General features: G+C 53.9%; 18 protein-coding genes and 1 pseudogene. 13 read left to right on the top strand and 6 right to left on the bottom strand.

All coding sequences use genetic code 11. The features are described from left to right. Positions 1-174 precede the first annotated feature (174 nt). The 7 genes from PMI22_RS01225 (at position 175) to PMI22_RS01255 (ending at position 9392) form a co-directional block, all read left to right on the top strand. On the top strand, positions 175-543 hold the full coding sequence (locus PMI22_RS01225) for a response regulator (RefSeq protein ID WP_007949263.1): 369 nt from the start codon (positions 175-177) through the stop codon (positions 541-543). 48 nt (positions 544-591) lie between these two features. After that, positions 592-1893, top strand: coding sequence for a glycosyltransferase (locus tag PMI22_RS01230; RefSeq protein WP_007949262.1), 1302 nt, complete (start codon positions 592-594; stop codon positions 1891-1893). A 150-nt stretch (positions 1894-2043) separates the two neighbouring features. Continuing rightward, positions 2044-2940: a hypothetical protein gene (locus PMI22_RS01235; RefSeq protein ID WP_007949261.1), complete on the top strand. Its 897-nt coding sequence runs from the start codon at positions 2044-2046 to the stop codon at positions 2938-2940. A 152-nt stretch (positions 2941-3092) separates the two neighbouring features. Next, positions 3093-3983 carry a hypothetical protein gene (locus tag PMI22_RS01240; protein WP_007949259.1) on the top strand — a complete coding sequence of 297 codons (891 nt, stop codon included), beginning with the start codon at positions 3093-3095 and terminating at the stop codon, positions 3981-3983. A 121-nt stretch (positions 3984-4104) separates the two neighbouring features. Continuing rightward, positions 4105-5049 carry a carbohydrate kinase family protein gene (locus PMI22_RS01245; protein ID WP_007949258.1) on the top strand — a complete coding sequence of 315 codons (945 nt, stop codon included), beginning with the start codon at positions 4105-4107 and terminating at the stop codon, positions 5047-5049. A 229-nt stretch (positions 5050-5278) separates the two neighbouring features. Beyond that, a complete protein-coding gene (gene tssI / locus PMI22_RS01250; RefSeq protein ID WP_007949257.1) occupies positions 5279-8746 on the top strand; it encodes a type VI secretion system tip protein TssI/VgrG in 3468 nt (1155 codons plus the stop codon). Beyond that, a complete protein-coding gene (locus PMI22_RS01255; RefSeq protein ID WP_007949256.1) occupies positions 8739-9392 on the top strand; it encodes a DUF2931 family protein in 654 nt (217 codons plus the stop codon). Before tssI ends, PMI22_RS01255 begins: the two co-directional genes overlap by 8 nt. Before the next feature lie 151 nt (positions 9393-9543). On the opposite strand, the gene PMI22_RS01260 is transcribed toward PMI22_RS01255, so the two are convergent. Beyond that, positions 9544-9840: a hypothetical protein gene (locus PMI22_RS01260; RefSeq protein ID WP_007949255.1), complete on the bottom strand. Its 297-nt coding sequence runs from the start codon at positions 9838-9840 to the stop codon at positions 9544-9546. 508 nt (positions 9841-10348) lie between these two features. On the opposite strand from PMI22_RS01260, the gene PMI22_RS01265 reads away from it, so the two are divergent. Continuing rightward, positions 10349-10630 (top strand): DUF2790 domain-containing protein, encoded by a 282-nt coding sequence (locus PMI22_RS01265; RefSeq protein WP_007949254.1) that lies wholly within the window; start codon positions 10349-10351, stop codon positions 10628-10630. 89 nt (positions 10631-10719) lie between these two features. After that, entirely contained in the window at positions 10720-11115 is a 396-nt protein-coding gene (locus PMI22_RS01270) for a hypothetical protein (RefSeq protein WP_007949253.1), read from the top strand. Here PMI22_RS01270 and PMI22_RS01275 read toward each other — a convergent pair. Continuing rightward, the gene (locus PMI22_RS01275; RefSeq protein ID WP_007949252.1) at positions 11112-11375 is read right to left on the bottom strand and encodes a DUF1652 domain-containing protein; all 264 of its coding nucleotides are present in this window, start codon (positions 11373-11375) and stop codon (positions 11112-11114) included. The two genes, PMI22_RS01270 and PMI22_RS01275, sit on opposite strands and share 4 nt — an antisense overlap. Positions 11376-11658: 283 nt before the next feature. Here PMI22_RS01275 and eco point away from each other — a divergent pair, with 283 nt between their 5' ends. Continuing rightward, positions 11659-12141 (top strand): serine protease inhibitor ecotin, encoded by a 483-nt coding sequence (gene eco, locus PMI22_RS01280; protein WP_007949250.1) that lies wholly within the window; start codon positions 11659-11661, stop codon positions 12139-12141. 27 nt (positions 12142-12168) lie between these two features. On the opposite strand, the pseudogene ilvA reads toward eco, so the two are convergent. The 3 genes and pseudogenes from ilvA to PMI22_RS01295 all read right to left on the bottom strand — a co-directional run. Beyond that, positions 12169-13167 (bottom strand): annotated as a pseudogene (gene ilvA / locus PMI22_RS01285) (threonine ammonia-lyase, biosynthetic); the annotation flags it as partial. A gap of 240 nt (positions 13168-13407) precedes the next feature. After that, the gene (locus tag PMI22_RS01290; RefSeq protein ID WP_007949246.1) at positions 13408-14559 is read right to left on the bottom strand and encodes a PQQ-dependent sugar dehydrogenase; all 1152 of its coding nucleotides are present in this window, start codon (positions 14557-14559) and stop codon (positions 13408-13410) included. Positions 14560-14584: 25 nt separating this feature from the next. Further along, positions 14585-14926 carry a hypothetical protein gene (locus tag PMI22_RS01295; RefSeq protein WP_007949245.1) on the bottom strand — a complete coding sequence of 114 codons (342 nt, stop codon included), beginning with the start codon at positions 14924-14926 and terminating at the stop codon, positions 14585-14587. Between the two features lie 188 nt (positions 14927-15114). Here PMI22_RS01295 and ku point away from each other — a divergent pair, with 188 nt between their 5' ends. Further along, complete coding sequence (ku, locus tag PMI22_RS01300) at positions 15115-15963, top strand: non-homologous end joining protein Ku (protein WP_007949244.1); 849 nt, start codon at positions 15115-15117, stop codon at positions 15961-15963. Between the two features lie 131 nt (positions 15964-16094). Here ku and lpxO read toward each other — a convergent pair whose 3' ends face one another. Next, complete coding sequence (lpxO, locus tag PMI22_RS01305; RefSeq protein ID WP_007949243.1) at positions 16095-16994, bottom strand: lipid A hydroxylase LpxO; 900 nt, start codon at positions 16992-16994, stop codon at positions 16095-16097. A 409-nt stretch (positions 16995-17403) separates the two neighbouring features. On the opposite strand from lpxO, the gene PMI22_RS31015 reads away from it, so the two are divergent. Continuing rightward, positions 17404-19902 carry a pentapeptide repeat-containing protein gene (locus PMI22_RS31015; protein WP_081502846.1) on the top strand — a complete coding sequence of 833 codons (2499 nt, stop codon included), beginning with the start codon at positions 17404-17406 and terminating at the stop codon, positions 19900-19902. A gap of 308 nt (positions 19903-20210) precedes the next feature. Continuing rightward, positions 20211-22814, top strand: a complete 2604-nt coding sequence (locus tag PMI22_RS32205) for a pentapeptide repeat-containing protein (RefSeq protein ID WP_238543989.1) — start codon at positions 20211-20213, stop codon at positions 22812-22814. The last annotated feature ends 47 nt before the right edge of the window (positions 22815-22861 follow it).

Raw genomic sequence — 22861 nt, 5'->3', positions numbered from 1 at the left:
TACCCGCATTTAGCTGCGCGAGCGCAAAGGGAGCGGTTATCCTTGCTGTTTCTTGTACCGTGATTCTTTTTTGCGCAGCGTTGGGAACTTGTCGGGATCCGCCACTTACTCATGCAAGAGGCCGGCGATTTTTAATGACCGGCACCCTGAATTCATTCTTTGAGAGCTCCCACTATGTCCGCCGACGCATCCATCATATTAGTAGTCGAAGACGATGCCATTGTGCGCATGCTGATCGTTGACGTGCTGGAGGAGCTGGAGTTCAAAGTACTTGAGGCGGATGGCAGCGAACAGGCGCTGGAATTTCTCAACGACGAAGACCAGTACATCGATTTGATGATGACCGATGTCGGCTTGCCCGTGATGGACGGACGAGAACTGGCCGTCCAGGCCCGGATGCTGCGCCCTGACCTGCCGATCCTGTTCGCCAGCGGTTACGCCGAAAGTATTGATGTGCCTGATGGCATGCACGTCATCGGCAAGCCGTTCTCCATTGACCAGTTGCGCGACAAGGTCAAATCCATGCTTGTCAGTCAGGCCTGAGTTCCTCGTATCACCCACTCCTCTACCCGCACCAAGGAATACCCGTTAATGAGTCAGCCCCACGCAACCAAAGTCCTGGTCATTGGTTACGTCTGGCCCGAGCCGCGCTCTTCAGCGGCTAGCGGGCATGTGATGCAAATTCTCGATACGTTCTTGCAACAAGGCTGGGACATTACCTTCAGCAGCCCGGCCGGCACCGGCGAACACCGGGCAGACCTGACGGCGCTGGGTATTCGTGAAGTGGCAATCGAGTTGAACAACAGTAGCTTCGACGTGTTTATCAGTGAACTGGCGCCGGATATCGTGCTGTTCGATCAGTTCATGATGGAAGAACAATTCGGCTGGCGCGTTGAAAAACACTGCCCAAACGCCTTGCGTGTGCTTGAGACGTCGGATTTGCAAAGCCTGCGCCATGCCCGGCATCAACGGCTTAAAGAGCGATTGAAAGACCGCGATGACGCCAATGACTTCAGCGAGTTGTTTGCCCCGGCCTTGCGTGAAGAGTTCGAATTGATGGCTGATACGGACTTGGCCAAACGTGAGATCGCCGCGCTGTACCGCTGCGATTTGAACCTGATGATCTCCGAAGTGGAAATCGAGTTGCTGGTCGAGCAGTTCAAACTGCCGCGCAACTTGCTGCACTGGTGTCCGCTGATGGTCGATCTGCCGAGTGCCCCGCCAACCGCGTTTGCAGACCGGGCGCATTTTTTGAGTATCGGCAACTTTCGTCATGCTCCGAATTGGGACGCGGTGCTTTGGATGAAAGCGGCAATCTGGCCGCTGATCCGCGAGCAACTGCCCACGGCGCAGTTGCATATCTACGGCGCTTACACACCACCCAAGGCCACTGCCCTGCACAACCCGTCGCAGGGCTTTCATGTGATGAACTGGGCTGAAGACGCCTTGCAAGTGATGTCGGCGGCACGGGTGTGTCTGGCGCCGTTGCGGTTTGGGGCGGGAATCAAAGGCAAAATCGTCGACGCGATGATCTGTGGCACACCGAATATCACAACGCCGATTGGCGCAGAGGCCATGCATGGCGTAGAAGCTTGGCCGGGCGCGATAACCAGGACGGCCCAGGCGTTTGCCGATAACGCCGTACAACTCTATAAAGATGAAACCCGGTGGTTACAGGCACAAGCGTCCGGGTTTGAATTATTGAGCACTCGTTACCCGTCAGCTATTCACGGTCCAGCATTGATCGCCAAACTCAACGATTGTCGGCAGCAACTCTGCGCTATCCGACGAAACAACTTCATCGGCAGTATGCTGCGTCATCATCAGCATAAAAGCACTCAATATATGTCGCAGTGGATCGAAGCCAAGAACCGACATAAAGAAGATGTCTGAGCCTTAATTAAACCCTCTAAACACTTACACTTTTTGATTCACGCCTTGTTTGGCTTTCACCTTGCATAAGGTTATAAGTATTAGCCTTCGCTCAGAACGTTACGAGCGATCAACCCCGCAAATTATTTATTACCCATGCAAGGAAGCTGTATGAGCAATACCCATCTAGATACCCTGTCAAATTCCATCCATGACAGTGTGGATTTCACACTGAACCGTTGGATGAGCGACACCCCGGCTATTGACAACCTGTCGTTTGCCGACCTGGTATTACCCGGCGCTCACAATGCCGGCGTAGATAAAAAAGCAACTTATGCAGCACCGGGCGTAAGTCACTGGGCGTCCTGTCAAAGCAATAGCTTTTACTTTCAATTGACCCAAGGTGCGCGTGCACTCGACCTGAGGCTGGAGTACGAGGTTTCCAAAAAAGGTGTCGCCACGTTCTGGTTCCATCACGACGGGTTTCGCTCGTCCCGTTCGCTGGAAAACCTGGTGACGGGCGTGATCCGTTTTCTTCAAGAGAACCCCGACGAATTTATCTTGCTGGACTTTCACGAATTGACGTCCGACAAACTGCCTTTCAATTTCAAGGAGTTGAACAGGTTTCTATTGACACATTTGGGAGACCGGATGATCCCCTCCAGCAATGCTTTCCTGACGCTTGGACAACTTAAGCAAGTCAGCTACGCACAACGAGTGCTGGTAGCAACCGAGCGTCATCCGGACTTGGACTCGACGTGGTTTTGTCGAAAAATCGAGCACAAATGGAGTGGCATTGCGACCACCAGCATTAGTGAGTTAACCATGCATATCACGCAGGTCATGAAGTACCCGCCTCGCGGGTTGCCATGGTCGCTCTCTGCCACCAGTTACAGTGCCTTGGGGGGGCCGGTGAATATCAGGCAGCAGCTGGACGACTGGTTTGATCCCGCTGGCCGTGACTGGGTTCTGAAAAGCAGCATTATTAATGCAGATTTTTTTGAAACATCGAAACTGGCGCAACATTGTCGGACGGCAAATATGATCAAAGCGAACAACGACGTTTGACGCATACCAATCAGGCATGTATTGAACGCGCCATACATTCGCTATGTTTATAAATTTGTTTCAGCCGCTGGCAACCACGCGTTTATCTTCTATTGTTGTTTTACCGACGGTACTCCCCCACGGACGGGGCAAAATCACAAACAGGATTGGAAATGACAAGACATACAAAAGGGAATTTGGATAAACACAAATGGATGAGCAACACTCTTGACATCGACCGCCTGAAACTGACCGATATCGTCTGGCCCTGCGCTCATAACGCTGGCATGGATAAACAGGCACCCAACTATGACGTGCTTATTGGTAACTGGACCACCTGCCAGAATGACTCGTTCGCGTGGCAACTTGCGAATGGTGCAAGAGCGTTTGATATCCGACTTGGTTATACCCAGGGTCACGATCAATCTATTTTCTATTTCCATCATAACGGCTACCAATCGCACCGCGTCCTCGAGGAATTGATCAGTGCCGTAACAACGTTTCTCGATCAAAATCCGGATGAGTTCATCGTCTTCGACTTCCACCAGCTCGGAGACGGGACCAAACCCTTCGACTATCAAAAACTGAATCATCTGCTGGTCAGTCGACTGGGAGACCGGATTATTGCACCTGCCCATGCCACGAAGACGCTAGGTGAACTGAAACGCCTTGGCTCGCGCCGCAGGATAGTGCTGGCAGCACCGCTGATTCCAGAGCTGAACGCGGACTACTTCTGGCCGCGCATCCCGCACAAATGGAGCGCTATCACTTTCGCTGACACCGATGACCTGAAGCGTCATATCACCAGCACACTTCAGGATGCGCCTTACGAAACGTTCCTATGGTCGCTGTCAGCCACTAGCTACGCGTTTCTGGGCGGCCCTCAGGACATCAAGACCCATATCAACGACTGGTTCCACCCGACCCGGGACTGGGTCACACGTTGCAGCATTATCAATATCGACTTCTTCGACGAGTCAGAGATCGTTCGATACTGCTGGATGGCCACGAGCATGAAAGCCGTTTACGGTCGTGCCTTGCATGATCGGGTGGCGACTTCCTGACGCCAGTGCGCGCACTGCACGCTGGCAATGCAAACCTGGATAGAGGCATGATCGCGCCCCTGACAGTAAGCCGATGAGTGCTAACAACAGCATGTCGCAACCCTTTAAAGAGCGAGCAACTATGTATCTGGTGTGTGGCGAAGCGCTGTTCGATTTCTTCAGTGAGGATGATGCCAGCGGTCTGGCTTCGAAAGTGAATTTCAAGGCGATTGCCGGTGGTTCTCCGTTCAATGTCGCGGTCGGATTACGCCGCTTGGGCGTGAACTCGGCGTTGTTTGCCGGGTTGTCCACCGACTACCTCGGTCGGCGTTTGCAACAAGTGCTGAACGATGAAGGCGTGCGCCCGGACTTCCTGCTGGACTTCGCCGCACCCACCACCCTGGCGATGGTTGCACTAAGCGCCAATGGCTCGCCGCATTACAGTTTTCGCGGTGAAGGCTGCGCGGATCGCCAGTTGAAACCAGAACACTTGCCAGCCCTGGGTCCTGAAGTGCGCGGCCTGCATATCGGCTCGTACTCATTGGTGGTCCAACCGATTGCCGATACGTTATTGGCGCTGGTGCAACGGGAAAGTGGTAAACGCCTAATCAGTCTTGATCCGAACGTGCGGCTCAACCCTGAACCGAATATCGACCTGTGGCGTTCACGGATCGCGACACTGGTGGCATATGCCGACCTGATCAAAGTCAGCGACGAGGATTTGAACCTGTTGTATCCCGAGGAAGACCCGCAGCGGGTCATTGAAGGCTGGCTGCAGCATCGCTGTCAGCTGGTGTTCATGACCCGGGGTGGCGAAGGCGCGATGGTGTTTAGCCGGGTTCATGGTTCTTGGTCAGTGCCGGCCAGTTCGGTGAAGATCGCCGACACGGTGGGGGCCGGCGATACGTTCCAGGCGGCGTTGATTACGTGGTTGACCGAGCAGCAGAGGGACTCGGTGGAAGGTGTACATTCGCTGAGCCGCGAGCACATCGACGGGATGCTGAATTTTGCAGTACGGGCGGCAGCGTTGACGTGCAGCAAGACCGGGCCGGATTTGCCTTATCGGCATCAACTGGCCCTTCACTGAAGCTAATGGCCCCTTCGCGAGCAAGCCCGCTCCCACATTAGATCGTCGCCGAACACAAAAGCTGTGTTCACTGGAGATCCAGTGTGGGAGCAACTGTCTTGATCACTTTATTTTTAAGGCTTATCGGAAGACAGCTGAACTCCCACAGCTCCAAGCATTTGCGCCTTGAACGAGGCGATCTAATCCTGCACCATCCGCCCCAGCTTATCCAAAGGACGGAATTCAAAGCATGCTGGACGCAAATGCACCCCATATTTCCCTCACGCTCGAAGGCGTCTCCGCTGATCTGCAAGTGCTCAGTTTTGTCGGCCGTGAAGCCCTCAACCAGCCATTCTGTTTCGACATCGAACTGGTCAGCACCCGCCCCGATCTGAAACTCGAAGAGATTCTGCACAAACCCGGTAGCCTGACTTTTGGTGCGACCGGCAAAGGCCTCATCCATGGCATGGTCTATCGCATCGAACAAGGTGATTCGGGTAAAAAACTGACCCGCTACAGCATCAGCCTGTGCCCGCAACTGGCCTACCTGCGCCACAACCACGACCAGCAAATCTTCCAGCACCTGAGCGTGCCGAACATTATCTCCCACGTCCTGGAAGCGCGCGGCATTCTCGCTGACGCTTACAGTTTCCAGCTCGGCGCGGTCTACCCGGATCGCGACTACTGCGTGCAGTACGACGAATCCGACCTGCATTTCATCCAGCGCCTGTGCGAAGAAGAAGGCATTCACTTCCACTTCCAGCACAGCGCCAGCGGACACAAAATTGTCTTCGGTGATGACCAGACCGTGTTTCGCAAACTCTCGCCCGTGGCCTACCAGCAAGACTCCGGCATGGCTGCCGAGAAACCGGTGCTCAAGCGCTTCAACCTGCGTCTGGAAACCCGCACCAGCCGCGTCAGCCGCCGCGACTACGACTTCGAAAAACCACGCCTCCTGCCCGAAGGCGCCGCCAAAAGCGCCTTCGCCCCGGAACTCGAAGACTACGATTACCCCGGCCACTTCCTCACCCGCGAACGCGGCAAACAGTTGGCGACCCGCGCACTGGAACGCCATCGCTGCGACTACAAACTCGCCGAAGGCAAAGGTGACGAACCGACCTTGGTCAGCGGCCACTTCATGGCCCTCAGCGAACACCCGCGCGCCGAATGGAACGACCTCTGGCTGCTGCTGGAAGTGGTCCACGAAGGCAAACAGCCGCAAGTGCTCGGCGAGCACATCACCAGCGACGTCACCCACAACAAAGACGATTTCCACCAGGGCTACCGCAACCGCTTCCTCGCCACGCCGTGGGACGCGCACTACCGCCCTGCCCTCGAACACCCGAAACCCAAAATCCTCGGCAGCCAGACCGCCATCGTCACCGGCCCACCGGGCGAAGAGATCCATTGCGACGAATACGGTCGCGTCAAAGTGCAATTCTTCTGGGACCGCGACGGCCAGGCCAACGACAAAACCAGCTGCTGGCTGCGCGTCGCCACCGGCTGGGCCGGCAGTGCCTACGGCGCCATCGCCATCCCGCGCGTCGGCATGGAAGTGCTCGTCACCTTCCTCGAAGGCGACCCCGACCAGCCGCTGGTCACCGGTTGCCTGTACCACAAGGAAAACCTCGTCCCTTACGACCTGCCGACGCACAAAACCCGTAGCACCTTCAAGACCCTCAGCTCACCGGGCGGCAAGGGCTACAACGAATTGCGCATCGAAGACAAAAAAGGCGCCGAACAGATCTACCTCCACGCCCAGCGCGACTGGGATGAAAACATCCAGCACGACCAGAAAATCCGCATCGGCAACGAGCGCCACGACACCGTCGAGGCCAACGCCTTCAGCGAGTTCAAGGTTGAAGAGCACCGCATCACCCACCTGGATCGCAAGACTGAAGCACGGGCCGATGATCATCTGACCGTGGCGATGACCCGGCATGTGAAGGTCGGCACGGCCCAGTTTGTCGAGGCGGGTGAGGAGATTCATTACAACGCTGGTGACAAGGTGGTGGTTGAAGGCGGGATGGAGGTGACGGCCAAGGCTGGCGGGAGTTTCGTCAAGGTGGATGCCGGGGGTGTGACGATTAGTGGGGCTGAGGTCAAGAGCAATTCGGGTGGTGCGCCGGGTTCGGGGAGCGGGATTCGGATTCTCGCACCGATTATCCCCGGTATGGCCGCCGCAGCCGCTGCGGGGAAATTGTTGAGTGCGCCTCCCGTGAAGGAACTGAGCTCTCCTCCTCTGGAGGAAGAAGAGCTTGAGGAAGAGGAAGAAGAGGTCGAGCTGGAAGACATCACCTTACGGGTTGGGGTGTTCTTCGATGGGACGGGCAACAACCGCAACAACAGTGAGCGGGTGTTTGGCTGCTTTGCGCCAGACGTGAACCTGGAGGAAGCGGCTGAAGATATTCGTCAGTTCTGTGCGGCTCATGGTTATGACGGCAAGGGAAGTAGCCCGGATAACAGTTATGGCAATGATGTCAGCAACGTCGCCCGGCTCTATGACCTTTATGAAAGCCAAGTGGATGAAACATTGCCCATCGATGCCAAGACGGCCAGCCTGCGCGTTTATGTGGATGGCATCGGTACCAGCAGTACCGCAGAGGACTCCACCTTTTCGCAAGGCACCGGTATAGGCGTGCAGGGCGTCAGGGCACGGGTTGAAGAGACTCCAAAGCTGATTATTGAGCAAATCCGACGCTTTCAAGAGAACAACCCCGATAAGCGCGTGGCTAAAATCGAGTTCGATATCTTCGGCTTCAGCCGTGGCTCCGCAGCGGCAAGGGATTTTGCCAATGAGGTATTGAAGGGTAACCAAAGTATCCTTGCTAAAGCATTACCGGTTGGGGGGGCGGTATTATCTGACAGCTTTGCTTGGACACCGCACTCTAATGTTTCCATAAATTACATTGGCGTTTACGATACCGTCGCGGCCATTGCCAATCCCCTGGTAGGCGACTGGACTGGTAATAATGCTTATAACCCAGGGATCAATATCCATCTGGCGCCAGACGTGGCTAAGAAAGTCGTCCAGTTGGTCGCTCGAAATGAACGTCGTTATAACTTTGCCCTCAACAGTCTTGGGGCGGCTGATATTATCTTGCCGGGCGTTCACTCGGACCTCGGTGGCGGCTATTTACCCAAGGCGATGGAACGGATACTGCTCAGCAAACCGCGTAAAAGCCCGGTCGACGAAAGGACATCTTTTATTGAAGCTAACAGTTACAAGGTTGCCCAAGAGGACTTGAAGCGGCTTCAGGATCAATTGGCCCAATATAACCTTCCGTTGGAGATCCGTACGTGGGAGGTGCCGTTTCGTACCACCGGCAAAGAAAATCGCAAAGATATGAAATACGTTTATGCCGCAGTTAGCAGCCAGCGCGAAGTCCGCAGTGATTTATCCTTGATTTACTTTCGGATCATGCGCGAACTGGCCGTAGAAAATGGAGTACCGTTTGGCGAGATTGACGAAGGCGAACCACGACTTTCCTTACCCGCGGAACTCGTTCCCATCTCCGAAAAATTGATGGCCTACGCTCAGGGGAAAAGAAAAACAATCGGGCTAACCTCGCAGGAGGAGGAACTGCTATTCCAGCACTATGTTCATATCTCCGATAACTGGAACGCCGCTAAAAATCGAAACAATAGCGACCTAAATATCGTGTTCATTAATCGACCAGACGAAAACTCTATGCGCACGGTGCATCCAAATGAGTAATTTTATTCGTGTTGCCTTTGCCACCTTTCTACTCAGTGGCTGCACATTTGCGAATAGCCAGTCAATGCCTTACAAATCCTGGTACTTGGGGTTCTCAGCCCCCGCTTACATGGAGGTTTGGATCGAAACCGCCGATGTCGTCGATATTCAGGATCATGTATACCCACATGCGATGAGTGGACTTGCCTCCATGTTAAAGCCTCCAAACAATTCTGGCGATCCGCGAGGTTGGCCGAAAAGAGCTAGCATCGGTAGCGGCAAGCATGTAACAGGGGCCGACTTGCCCAAACAAATTTATGTCCGCTGGCAGTCGCAAGTCGAACCACAAACCTATCTGATGGTGATTAAAATCCCTGAGGCTACTCGGGAGATCATGCTTAAGGGTGAAAAGGTTTTCTGCGCTGCTGATGGGAAATGGATCACTGGTTATCGTGATTCAATCGGCATAAGGCTGGTCCCCGGAGGTATCGCCAGAGTCTGGGTAGGCGGCCCTTGCATGACACCGATCGAGGTGACTACGGTAAAAGCCGTAATTGATCCTCGTGGTCCGTATGAAGGTAAGTCTGGAGGTCACTACCGTCCCCTTTCAGCTGTTTCCAAAGCCTACGTCGAAAAGTTTGGTGTGCCCTATGAATCTTGGAAGTGAAAGAACGATGACAGACTAATGAACGCTTTCACGAACCACTTCAGGCCATTGATGCTTCGTTCGGGCGACCTCAAGTGTTAACGGTGAGAGTCCATCCGCAACAAAAAATCCAGCGCTTTCGAGCGCTGGATTTTTTTGTAAAGATCAGCCGTCAGACCGGCGCCTTCCACCCCATCATCCGTTGCTGAGCAACCGCCAACAGGTCATACCCATCCTGCGCCAGCAAATAAAGCGCGTGAGTAATGTGCGGAATATCCTGAACATCACCGTGCTTGAAGCATTGGCAATGAAGCGTTTCAAGTAATTGGCTGGACGCGCGTACTCGCTGTAATGCGGCTTCGAGAATGTCTTGGGGGTTGGCTTCGGTGTCGATCACCAAGGGACTTGAGTCGGTAACGCCGCTGTTGAGTGAACGATAGCGATCTGAAAACGGTTTAAACGCTGGCATTGTGATTACTCGATGGTTAATAAATAACGCCAGCACCGTGACCAAACGATGGGAGGCGGCTGTGTACAGGCTTGGTCAACCGATGCCATCAAATCGGTTCGCCCGAAGGCGTCCAGCACACAGCCGCCATTGAAACGCACTATGAGGACTTGGATGTCCGCAGCGCGAATGATGGCACAGATATGTGAGATGGCATCGGGTGACCAAACCCGATCGCTGATTTTGCAGCGAGCCCCAACAGTAATCCCCACTACCCTACAGGCGAAAGTCGACAAGTCACCGGCCCCTGTAGGACCCAGCCGAAGATGCCGTAGAGGCTTTCCTAACGAAACTTCCGACAGGCGTTCATCCTATCGCGACAGGCGGTGTTCAGCCGGGTTAACCCTCACTTAACGTTGAGGTCCAAAATTCTACTGGACCGCACGCCCTCAGACGCTTCTGACGCCCAGTGCGGCAGGTTCGACGTTAATCGTCGAGCAGATTTTCCGCCTGCACTGGAGATCGCCACATGAACACTCGAATGCTGCTTCTTGCCTCCACCCTCGCCTGCACCGCGTTTACCGGACTTGCCCAGGCCTACGACACGACCTCTTCCACGTCCACTTCCAACGCCACGCCTTACCACTACGGCATGACGCTAAACGTGGGCAAAGTCGTGTCCCTGACAGAACCGATAACCGATGAATGCAAGGTGGTTATCGCCGACATGAAGTACATCGACAAATCCGGCAAGCCTCAAGAACTCAGCTACAGGAAGCTTTCGGACGCGTGCAATTTTTATTACAACTGACTGAAACGTCTGATTCGAAACCGGGCGGTTTTACTGTGAGGGTTCTGGCGTTATGCTGAGCGCCTCCCTCACTGCCGCAAGGATTCGCTATGCAGTTGTCGTTTCGTATGTTGTCGATGTTCACCGCCACCCTGTGTTTGGTACTGGCACTGGTCTGGGGCGTGATGCCGGACAGGATGCTGGCCATTTGGGGGATTGAGTTTTCGTCTTCGGCAGGCTTTGTTGCGCGGCGCAGCGCGGTGCTGTTCGCAGCGCTGGGGTTGATCTTCTATTGGATTCGAAACGAGCCGCCGTCCGTGACTCGCAGTGCGTTGTGCAGCGGTTTTATGGTCGGGTGCTTTGGTTTGGCCGCACTGGGTTTCAGCGAATGGCTCAATGGCCATACCGGACCGGGCATTTTGCTGGCGGTGCTGGTTGAATTGGCGCTGGGCCTGGGATTTCTTCAGACCCGGCGCGTGTCGATAGAACTCGAAACCGCGGGCTAAAGCGCTTTACTCATCCAAGGGTGGGAAATGACGACAGGTCGATGTTGGGTGCGCAGCCCGGCGATCAACTCGTTGATTTCCCGACAGCCATTCAGTGTCGATGCATCGATGCCGGTCACATTCAGTTCCAGCAAATCGGTTTGACTGTCTGCATACACTTTTACTGACATCAATAAATCCGGAGACAGTGTGCACTGGCAGCGTTTGGGCAAAAAACTGCTTTCGATGATGTTGCGAAGCTCTAAGGCAGAAAGAAACATGGCGACCCTCTCCTTTGTGAGATTGCCAAACAATGATCAATGCTGGCTCTATGCAGTCCGGCCAGCTTAAGAACAGCTAAAGCATAAAACATGCCTGAGTTTTCGCTGTGCAGCTCATCGGCAAATCAATGGTTTAGCGCCAAAACTGAGAAAAACCGCCGTGCAATCTGCAAGAAGGGGCGACGGCGCTGCTGCATTTTGCATACTGATCGCAGCGGGTTTGCATTGGCGCCACAGCACAGTAAGAATGGCGCCACAAATTGATTACAAGCAAGGAGGCATCATGGGTTCCTGGACCTTTACCACAACTGTCGGACTAATGGTTACCGGGCTGTCGAGCATCGCTCATGCCGCAACGCTTGAATCCATCGCTCCCTTCCCCAAACCTGAAAGCGGCTTTTCCCGCCAAGTCATTCACCTTGCCCCGCAAACCAAAGAAGACGACTTCCAGGTCGAGATCCTTGCTGGTAAGACGCTGACCGTGGACTGCAATCGCCAACGCCTGGGTGGGATGCTTGACGAGAAAAACCTCGAAGGCTGGGGCTACCCGTTCTACCGACTGGAAAAAGTCATCGGCCCGATGAGCACACTCATGGCCTGCCCCGACGGCAAGAGCAAACAAGACTTCGTCTCCGTGTCCGGAGACGGTTTCTTGCTGCGCTACAACAGCAAGTTGCCGATCGTGCTTTACGTGCCAAAAGATATCGAAGTCCGCTATCGGATCTGGTCAGCGTCGAGCAAGGTCGAGAAGGCCGTTCAGGAATAACCTCACCCAACCTCACACCGTCGCGCAGCCTGATGCTGCGCGTTCGGCTACGTGGCGCAAGCTGTCGAAATTGATGTTAGCCCCCGAGTCGATGGCCACCAGCGTCTGGCCACGGGCGCCGGTTTGCGCCACGTATTTTTTGATGCCCGCTACCGCCAGCGCGCCGGACGGTTCGGTGATCGAGCGAGTATCGTCGTAAATGTTCTTGATGGCGGCGCACAGTTCGTCGTTACTGACCGTCAACACTTCATCAACGCAAAACCGACAGACTTCGAAGCCATAAGCACCGATCTGCGCCACCGCCACCCCATCGGCGAAAGTGCCGACGCTTGGCAAGACAACCCGTTCGTGCGCTTGGCGCGCTGCCGCCAAACACGCCGAATGTTCTGACTCGACGCCGATGATGCGCACTTCGGGTCGCAGGTATTTGACGTACGCGGCGATGCCGGCGATCAAACCTCCACCGCCCACCGGCACAAAGATCGCGTCGAGCGGGCCTTGATGCTGGCGCAGGATCTCCATCGCCACGGTGCCCTGCCCGGCGATCACGTCCGGGTCGTCGAAAGGCGAAACAAAGGAGCGACCGGTTTGTTCGGCCAGGCTCAACGCATAGTCGAGGGCGAACGGAAAACTTTCGCCGTGCAGCACCGCCTGCGCCCCGCGACTTCGAACCCCGAGCACTTTCAGTTCCGGCGTGGTAAGCGGCATGACGATGGTCGCGACAATCCCCAACGTTTTCGCTGCCAGTGCTACGCCCTGGGCATGATTGCCCGCCGACGCGGTGATCACGCCATGCGCCTTTTGTTCATCACTGAGTTGCACCAGCTTGTTGTAGGCGCCGCGAATCTTGAAGGAGAACGTTGGCTGCAAGTCTTCGCGCTTGAGCAGGATCTGATTGCCCAAAGCCTCGGAGAGCGCGGGCGCCGATTGCAACGGTGTACGTACCGCCAGGTCATACACCGGCGCGGCGAGGATCTTTTTTACGTAATGTTCAAGCAAGTTTTGCTGGGCGAGAGTGCTGCTCATGGTCGTCTCCTGGCTGTATTCGGAGCCCTGGAGACAGATAGTAAAAACCCGCCTCTAGGGCGGGTTGGGTGCTGCAGTCGTGAGCTAGCCCGCCAAATAAGGAATGGCGGTAATAATGCTTGGCTGGCAGCGCAATACGGTGGAAGTCATGGCTGGAAATTAGCCTCGGGCGGGCAGCAAGTCAATGGCCAATTTTCAATTAACGAATGCTGCGCAGCCGGATGCAGGCTGCGGTCAGGGTTATTTCAAACCTACCTTGTGCAACGCTCCATCGTCCTCATCGGTCAAAACATACAAATACCCGTCCGGACCTTGCCGCACATCCCGAATCCGCGCCTTGAGTTCACCGAGCAAGCGTTCATCGTGAACGACTTTATCGCCATCGAACTGCAAGCGAATCAGCTCCTGGCTAACCAGAGCACCAATGAACACGTTGTGCTGCCAGGGCTTGAAACGATCACCGTCGTAGAATGCCATCCCGCTAAGGCCCGGGGACTTTTCCCAGACATGGCGCGGCCCCACGGTGCCTTCGGCGGCCTTGCCCTTGGCTTCCGGGATCGGGTTGCCGGAATAGTTGATGCCGTGGGTTGCCAGCGGCCAGCCGTAGTTTTTGCCGCGCTCGATGATGTTCAGCTCGTCGCCGCCTTGAGGCCCATGCTCGTTCTCCCAGAGCACGCCGGTCCACGGATTGAGCGCGGCGCCCTGCGGGTTACGCTGCCCGTAGGACCAGATTTCCGGGCGCACGCCGGCTTGACCGACAAAGGGGTTGTCGTCCGGCACGTTGCCGTCCGGGTAGATCCGCACGACTTTGCCTTGTAGCTTGTCGAGGTCCTGGGCCGTTGGCCGGTCATTGTTTTCGCCGAGCGTGATGAACAGATAACCGTCGCGATCAAACACCAGTCGCGAACCGAAGTGGTTACCGACTGAGAGCTTCGGCTCTTGGCGGAAAATCACTTTGAAGTCCTTGAGGGTTTTCAAGTCTTCGGACAGTTGCCCTCGGCCGACCGCCGTGCCCGCCTTGTCGCCCACCCCGCCGCCTTCGGCGTACGACAGATAAACCGTGCGGTCCTGCCTGAAGTCGGGGGACAGCATCACATCCAGCAAGCCCCCTTGCCCCTTGGCCCAGACCTTCGGCACGCCATCAATGGGGCCGGAGAGTTTGCCGTCAACGCTGACGACACGCAGGTTGCCGGGCCGCTCAGTGACCAACATACCCTTACGATCCGGCAGGAACGCGAGCGACCACGGATGCTCCAGCCCCTTGGTGATCGTGGTGACCTCAAGGGTGCCCTGTTCGCTTTCCAGTTCCTGAACCGGTGCCGCGAAAACGGGCGTTGCAGCGGTGATCAGTGCGCTGGCGCACAGAGTGGCCAGGAAGGTTTCACGTAACATGCACGATTCCTTTTGTCGTTCCGGCTCAACGGTTGCTGCTGCCTGGATCTCGCGGAGGTGGATTGGGAATGAATATCGGTGGGCTGGCGGGGGCCGGTTGGCCTTGGGGGTAACGGTTGCCGATGCCGCCGTTTTCCAGGGTCGGTGGACGCGGCACCGGCACGGTATTTGGCCCGCGCAGGGCCGGGGCGCTGGATCGCGAACCTTGCATGCTGTTCGGGTTGGCCCGGCGAATCGGGCTGTTGTAAGGATTACTCGAAGCCCCCGTCGGGCTTTGGGCCAGCAGTAATAATGGCGATGCGTACGCCAGGCTGCTCAGCAACCCACCCAGAGCCAACGCGGTGCAGCTGAGCACATATCTATTCATCGGGGAGCCTCTCTACGTGTATAGAGTCTTCGATAGCACGCTACGCCGAGGGTTCGGATTTGTTAACTAAAACCTCCTTCATAAGATGTAACACGAAACGACCATCCCACCCGGCCCGGGTCCGCAACCGGGGGAAACTTTTGCGCAACGCCGCAGGTCACCTGAACATCACTTGCGAGAAGACAACCATGGCACGGGCAATCTGGAAAGGCGCAATCAGTTTCGGGCTGGTGCATATCCCTGTGGCGCTGGTGTCGGCTACGTCTTCCCAGGGGGTGGATTTCGACTGGCTCGACAGCCGCAGCATGGAACCGGTGGGGTACAAACGCGTGAACAAGGTCACCGGCAAGGAAGTCACCAAGGAACACATCGTCAAAGGCGTGCAGTACGAAAAGGGTCGATACGTGGTTCTCAGCGAAGAGGAAATCAAGTCGGCGCATCCGTTATCCACGCAAACCATCGACATCTTTTCCTTTGTCGACAGTGAGCAGATCCCCTTGCAAAACATCGATACGCCCTACTACCTCGCCCCGGATAAACGCGGCGGCAAGGTGTACGCGCTGTTGCGCGAAACGTTGAGTAAAACCAATAAAGTTGCCCTCGCCCACGTCGTGTTGCACACACGCCAGCACCTGGCAGCGTTGATGCCGCTGGAGTCTGCAATGGTGTTGGTGATGTTGCGCTGGCCGGCAGAAGTGCGCAGCCTCGATACGCTTGAGTTGGGCAGCGAAGTGACCAAACCCGAACTGGCCAAGGGCGAACTCGATATGGCCAAGCGTTTGGTACAAGACATGAGCGCAGACTGGAAACCGGACGACTACCGCGACAGTTTTGAAGACAAAATCATGGCACTGGTCGAGAAAAAGGCCAATGAAGGCAAGATTGAGGACGTCGAGACCGCAACGGGCGAAGAAGAGCGTAAGACAGCGGATGTGATCGACTTGACCGAGTTGCTCAAACGCAGCCTGGGTAACAAGGGCGCCGGGAAAGCCAAACCGGCGGCACAGAAAAAAACCACTAAGACTTCTCGGGGCTGATGGATGGATTTGTGGTGACTGTTATGGCCTCATCGCGGGCAAGCCCGCTCCCACATTTGATCTTCGTACGCTGAAGATCCCCTGTGGGAGCGAGCTTGCTCGCGATAACTTAATCCGCAGCAACACATAATTCAGATCAGGACAAACACCGCCAGCAACCCACCAAAAATCCCCCACTTTCCAACGTAGTAAAGATTGCGATTGGTTTTCTTCAGCGCTTTGGCCCGCAGGCGAAATTTGTAGACTTTGGTGAATAAAAGATTGATGCCACCCGTCCTGTCACCCTCTTCATTCGGCGCGCCTGCCGCAGACATGACGTTACGACTGAACCAGCGATTGAACGCCGCGGCCCAGCGGTATTTCATGGGACGCTCGACGTCACAGAACAGAATGATTCGGTTCTGTTGCGTGGTGTTTTCCGCGTAATGAATGAACGTTTCGTCGAACATCACCGCTTCACCATCGCGCCAGTGGTAATTCTCACCGTCGACATTGATGTAGCAACCGGCATCGTTCGGCGTTTCCAGGCCCAAGTGATAACGGTAGGAACCGGCATAAGGATCGCGGTGCCGGACCAGTCTGGAACCTGGTGGCAATTCGGCGAACATTGCCGCCTTGATCGACCCGATGCCCTGCACCAATTCAGTGGTGCGCGGGCACAGCTTCATGGCCGAAGGATGGTTATCGCCGTACCACTTCAGATAAAACCGCTTCCAACCCGTCTTGAAGAACGAGTTGAAGCCAACGTCGTCGTATTGATCCGAGCGCTTGATGTCCCCCGCCCTCAGCAAGTTCTGGCCTTCGGCGCGGATTTCTTCCCAATGTGTCTGCAAGGGGCTCAGATCAGGGAAATCCGCCGGATTGAGATAAGGCTTGTTGGGGATCTTCGAAAACAGGTAAAGGAAGCAATTGAGCGGCGCCAGAAACGTAGAATGGTCACTCAGTTGGCGCCCCAGTTTGTGGCGCACGCGACCGCGGAGGTGGACGTACGCAATGGAGATAACGTAGATGCAGGCAATGATCAGTTTCACAGATATCGTCACACGTCAGAAGTGAACAAACTGCCATCCCCGGCCAACCCACTGGCCAAGGGGCTCGTGCAGTGTCTGAAAACAAAACAGCGGTCCCGATAGCGCGTCCTTGAGCCTGTGCGGGCGGACCGCATTGGGTAAAAGTGGCATTTTAGCCACTACTGGTAACAAATAGTTAGCATCCAGATGTAAAAAACTGTCCGCTGATACCTTCAAGCCATCTTACCGATTGGTAATCGAGTGGTTCTCCCCCGATTTTCCATCCTGCCTGCTCAGCCAGAGCTGAAAAACTATTCAGCACATTGGGGGTTTTGTAAAAACACTCTTTGAAAGAGCGTTTTATAAAAGCGTGCCCCCGACACGTCACCAAAACTCCACTTTACCTTTCATCACCAATGGTAAGCACAGCATGCCTAAAATACACATTCATCACCCTACTAGAAACCAGATAGCACACGAACCAAAAACGGTATTAACTGATCTGAGCAACCGTTTAAAAAGCATGCAACACACCAGTGACACGTTAAAACTAAAAGGAAATGACTTAACCACAACTCCCGGTGGAGTGAAAAATCTAGTCAACCAGAATCGATACCGAGCAGAGCAATCAGAGGCGAGTCACTATTTCGGCGGCACCGGTGAAAAAATTTCAATTCGTGAAGCATTACAATGTGTAGAAAATGCAATAAGGAGTCAAAACGAGCGACCTCGTCTTTTACAAGACGCTTCCACGCGACCTGTAGCGAACCATGAAACCACGCCTGCTGTGCGCCTGGCACCACTCGATTTCGACGAAAAAATCACCCGGAAATTTTTAGCTAATAATCATAAAAACCCAACCTCTGAGCAACTACGCGTACTTAATGATTTGTACACCGGCCTCTCCATCCTGAGGGAGCGGGGTATTTCAGCAGTTCTTCCTTCCGTCGGTCGTACGCCAAATGGTACTGTGGTACTCTCAAATGTTTTTCTAGGCGCGGCGCTGGAAAAATCCGAATCTTTCAAACATCTTCCAAAACCGTTCAATGCAGATCTTATAAAACTTGTCAAATCAACACTCTCCAAATGCCCCCCACCTGAAGGACCAGCTGCCACCACAGCTCTCAATACAATCCCATCCACTACCAAAGCGATAGCGCTTGAGTTATGCACTTTCAAGTCCCTAGATCTTAGATCGACAAACTTAAATAACGCAAATCTAGATGGCATAAACTTGTCCGGCACCACACTTCAAGGCGGCGCAAGTATTCCGCAGCACGATCTGCAATGCAGTGGAGCCACGTGGTCGCACTCCAAGTTAACAGACATGGTGATTAACAACAGCAATTTTTCCAACGCCACGCTGATAGGCACCAAACTGAGCCGAGTTGAGTCCCAGGGAGTAAATTACGCAGGAGCCAAGTTAGCCGGTGCATACCTGAGCGAGGCCAATTTCTCCGGCAGCAATTTTGCCAGAGCAGACCTGACTGGAGTTCATATTGATCGCGTAAATTTTTCCAATGCCAACCTGACCGATGCAAAGTTCTCGTTAAATCCGATTTTTTTGGACGAAGTTGTAAAAGACATTGATCTTCATATCAATCACCTTAACAACGAGCATGAAGGTTTATTGGTCTCGATCAACAGTATTGATCTCAAACACGAAGAGCAAAGAAATTTTTTAATGAGACAGGTCATTGAGAAGCTGGACTCACTGAAAAATAGCGCACTTGCCGAGAGTTGGGGCTCATTGGCGGATGTATTACTTAAAGAGCCCTCCTATGCCAAGGACCCCGTCATTGCCCGGTTTATTCAAACTCGACTGCTGCCACATTGGATGGAAAGCAAAAACCAGGGGCTCCTTCGTCCGGACGAAGTAAATCTGGCCCTTGTGCTTGACCAGCTCAACGCCAGTGCATCGGCCACTGATTGGTCAGCATCCCGCTATCAGGGAGCGGTCAATCAATTGCTCTATGCCGCGACCCTGGCGCCGAACCAGGCAGAGCTGAGTCAATCCGCCGAACAACTACGCACCACCTATCTGAACAATCCGGCGATCAAGGAGGCCTCTTCAGTATTGGACGCAATAGAAGACGATTTGTCCAAAGCGACCTATATCTTTACTTCTCGCAATGGTCAAAAAGTGCTTGCCCTGGAACCCGAGCTATTTGAAAACCTCGTTTGCGCCAATCCCAAGACCATTCCCTGGAATAGCGCATACCTCGTTACGCGAGACGCTCGGACCGCCCCCTTTGAAACAGCTGATCTCGGTAATCTGAAGGAAGTCTATGCCATACAGCCGTTCTTGAAGGCGCGATATGCAGCGCTCATGCAGGGTGAAATCGGGAGAAATATGGTCCGTGGCGTTCTGGGCAATTCCCCCCATTCAACCACCTTCCTCGAAGCACTTAACCGCAACACTGTCCACAGCAAGCTAGTGGCTAGCGCACAACAGGACGAACTCTACGATGCCTTTTCCCGGCACTGGCAAGTAGCCAAAGGCGATGTTCATGATCGACAGAATACGTCCCGGCGTTTGCAACCTGAGCACCAGGAACAGCTCTGGCAATCCATCAACGGTCTCGGCCTTCAAGATACCCGCCCCAATCGCGCCGCCGTGATGCTGTGCCTGTCGAGTATGTTTACACGCTACAGCTCCAGCGCTTTATTTGGTACAGAAACTGAATCCCCTCCTGCCGTGCGAATCTACGCGGCTGCGCTGTTGAACGAGGCTCGCGCTCTGGACCCTTCACTGATCGATAGTGCCACGGCGACCGACTGGCAAGCCCGCCTTTTGGGAATAGGAAATGCCTTCACCTGTACGGCAATACTGAGCAGTATGATGAACGGTTACCTACAAGATAAAGCTCAGCCAAACAGCCTGCTGGAAACCGTATCATTGGGACTCTATCCGGCTGCGTGGCGCTGATCGACGCGCTTTGATGCCAAAAAGACAAGGTCGCTACGCAGGGATGCTGTCGACCTTGCTGCACCAAAACCGCCAAGGTTCACCTTGTGCTGCACCGGCGCTGCGTGTGCGCTTGAATTCGCTGGCAACACAGCCGAACAGCGCTCAAAACGTATTGGCAAGATCAGAATGACTCCTTAGCATCCAGATGTAAAAAACTGTTTGCGGATACCGTCAATCCATCTGCCAATTGGTAATCGAGTGGTTTTCCCCCGATTTTCCATCCTGGCTGCCAAGCCTGACCGAGGAACTACTTCAGTACATTGGAGGTGTTGGCAAAAACCCACCTTGAAGAGCGCTTTATAGAAGCGTGCTGCGCGACACGTCACCAAAAATCCACTACCCCCTTCATTATCAGTGGTAAACACAGCAGCATGCCTAAAATACACATTCATCACGCTACTACAAACCACATAGCACACGAACCGATAGCGGTATTAACTGAGCTGAACAACAGCTTAAAAAGCATACAACACACAGGTGATACGCTAAAACTGAAAAGAAATGATTTAACCACGACTCCTGGGGGAGTGAAAAATCTAGTCAATCATGGCCGATACCGAGCAGAGCAGTCAGATGCCAGTGACTATTTCGGCAGCACCAGTGAAAAAATTTCAATTCGTGAAGCATTAAGACATGTGGAAAATGCAATAAGGAGTAAAAACGAGCGACCTCGCCTTATACAAGACGCTTCTTCACCACCCGTCACTGCTCATGAAACCACGCCTTCTTTACGCTTGGCCCCAACTAGTTTCGACGAAACAATCACCAGGGAATTTTTAGCTCATACAAATAAAAACCCAACCGCAGAGCAACTACGTGTACTTAATGATTTGTGCACCGGCCTCTCCATCCTGAAGGCACGAGGTATTTCGGCAATTCTTCCCTCCGCCGGTATTACGCAAAACGGATTTGCGGTAAGCGCAAATGTCCTTCGAGTTTCTACTTTGGCAAAATCTGAATTTTTCAAAGATTTTCCAAAGTCGTTCAATTCAGAACTTTTGAAACTAGTGAACTCAACAACCCCTGAATGTTCTCGACCTGAAGGACCCGCTGCAGCCACATTTTTCGACACGGTCCCATCCACTACCAAAGCGATAATGCTTGAGTTATGCCTTTTCGCACAAACAGATCTGAGATCGATAGATTTAAATAACGTGAATCTTGACGGCATTAGATTATGGGGCAAAAATCTTCGAACTCGGGTGGGAGAACCTCAGCACCGCCTGCAATGCAGTGGATCCACATGGTCGCACTCCCAGCTAAGAGACATGGAAATCAATAACAGCAACTTCTCCCGCACCACACTTACAGGCGCCAAGTTGGTTAAAATTCAATCTGAGGGGGTTAATTACACCGCCGCCACGCTAGCCGGAGCAAAGCTCATTGAGGTCAACTTCTCCGGTAGCAATTTTACAGGAGCCGACCTGACCGGAGTTTATATTGATCGCGTAAATTTTTCTAACGCAAACCTGACCGACGCCAAGATCTCGTTAAATCCGGATCTTTTAGACGATATCGCCAGAAATATTGATACTCATATCAATCACCTCAACAACGAGCATGAAGGTCTATTGGTCTCGATCAACAGCATTGATCCTAAGTACGAGGAACAAAGAAATGTCTTGATGAGATCAGTCATTGAGAGGTTGGACTCACTGGGCGATCATAGACTTGCCGGGAGTTGGGACTCCCTGGCGAATGTATTACTGAACGACCCCTCCTATACCAAAGACTCTGTCATCGCCCAGTTTATTCAAACTCGATTGCTGTCTAAGTGGATGGAAAGCAAAAACCAGGGGCTGCTTCGTCCCGACGAAATAAATCTGGTCGTTGTACTTGACCTGCTCAACGCCAGTTCGTCGACGGTTGATTGGTCAGCGCCCCGCTATCAGGGAGCGGTCAATCAATTGCTCCATGCCGCGACCTTGGCGCCGAACCAGAAAAACCTGAGTCCGTCCGCTGAGCAACTACGCACCACCTTTCTGAACAATCTGACGATCAAGGAAGCCAGCTCAGTATTTGACGCAATTGAAGACGATCTGTCTAAATTGACCTACATCTTTGCTGCCGGTAATGGTCAAAAAGTGCTGGCCCTGGAACCCGAGCTATTCGAAAACCTCGTTTGCGCCAATCCCAAGGCCACCCCTTGGAAGAGCGCATACCTCCTGACGCGTAATGCTCGGACCGCCCACTTTGAAACGGCTGATCTCGGGAACCTGAAGGAAGTCTACGCCATACAACCGTTCTTGAAGACGCGTTATGCGGCGCTTATGCAGAGTGAAATCGGTACAAATCTGATCCGTGGCGTTCTGGGCAACTCCCCCCATTCAACCGCCTTCCTCGAAGCACTTAACCGCAACACTAGCCCAAGCAAGCTGGTGGCCAACGCACAACAAGACGAACTCTACGATGCCTTTTCCGGGCGCTGGCAAGTAGTCAAAGGCGATGTTGATGATCCACAGAATACCTCCCGGGCCTTGCAACCTGAGCACCAGGAGCAACTCTGGCAAGCCGTCAACGGTCTAGGTCTTCAAGATACCGGCCCCAATCGCGCAGCCGTGATGCTGTGCCTTTCGAGTATATTTACACGCTACAGCTCCAGCGCTTTGTTCGGCACAGAAACTGAATCCCCTCCAGCCGTGCGACTCTACGCGTCTGCGTTGTTAAACGAAGCTCGTGCTCTGGACCCTTCACTGATCGATAATGCTACGGCGACTGACTGGCAAGCGCGCCTTTTAGGCATCGAAAACGCCTTCACCTGTACAGCCATACTGAGCAGCATGATGAACAGTTACCTGCAAGATAAAGCTGAGCTTAATAGCGTGCTGGAAACCGTCTTGTTGGGGCTCTATCCGGCTGCGTGGCGCTGATCTACGCGCCGTCATGAATAAAGGGCAAGGTCGCTACGCAGGGATGC

It is taken from the genome of Pseudomonas sp. GM21 (assembly GCF_000282215.1).
GTDB lineage: Bacteria > Pseudomonadota > Gammaproteobacteria > Pseudomonadales > Pseudomonadaceae > Aquipseudomonas.
Note: the sequence above shows the minus strand (reverse complement) of the source record. Positions and strands in the feature narration are given on the sequence as shown.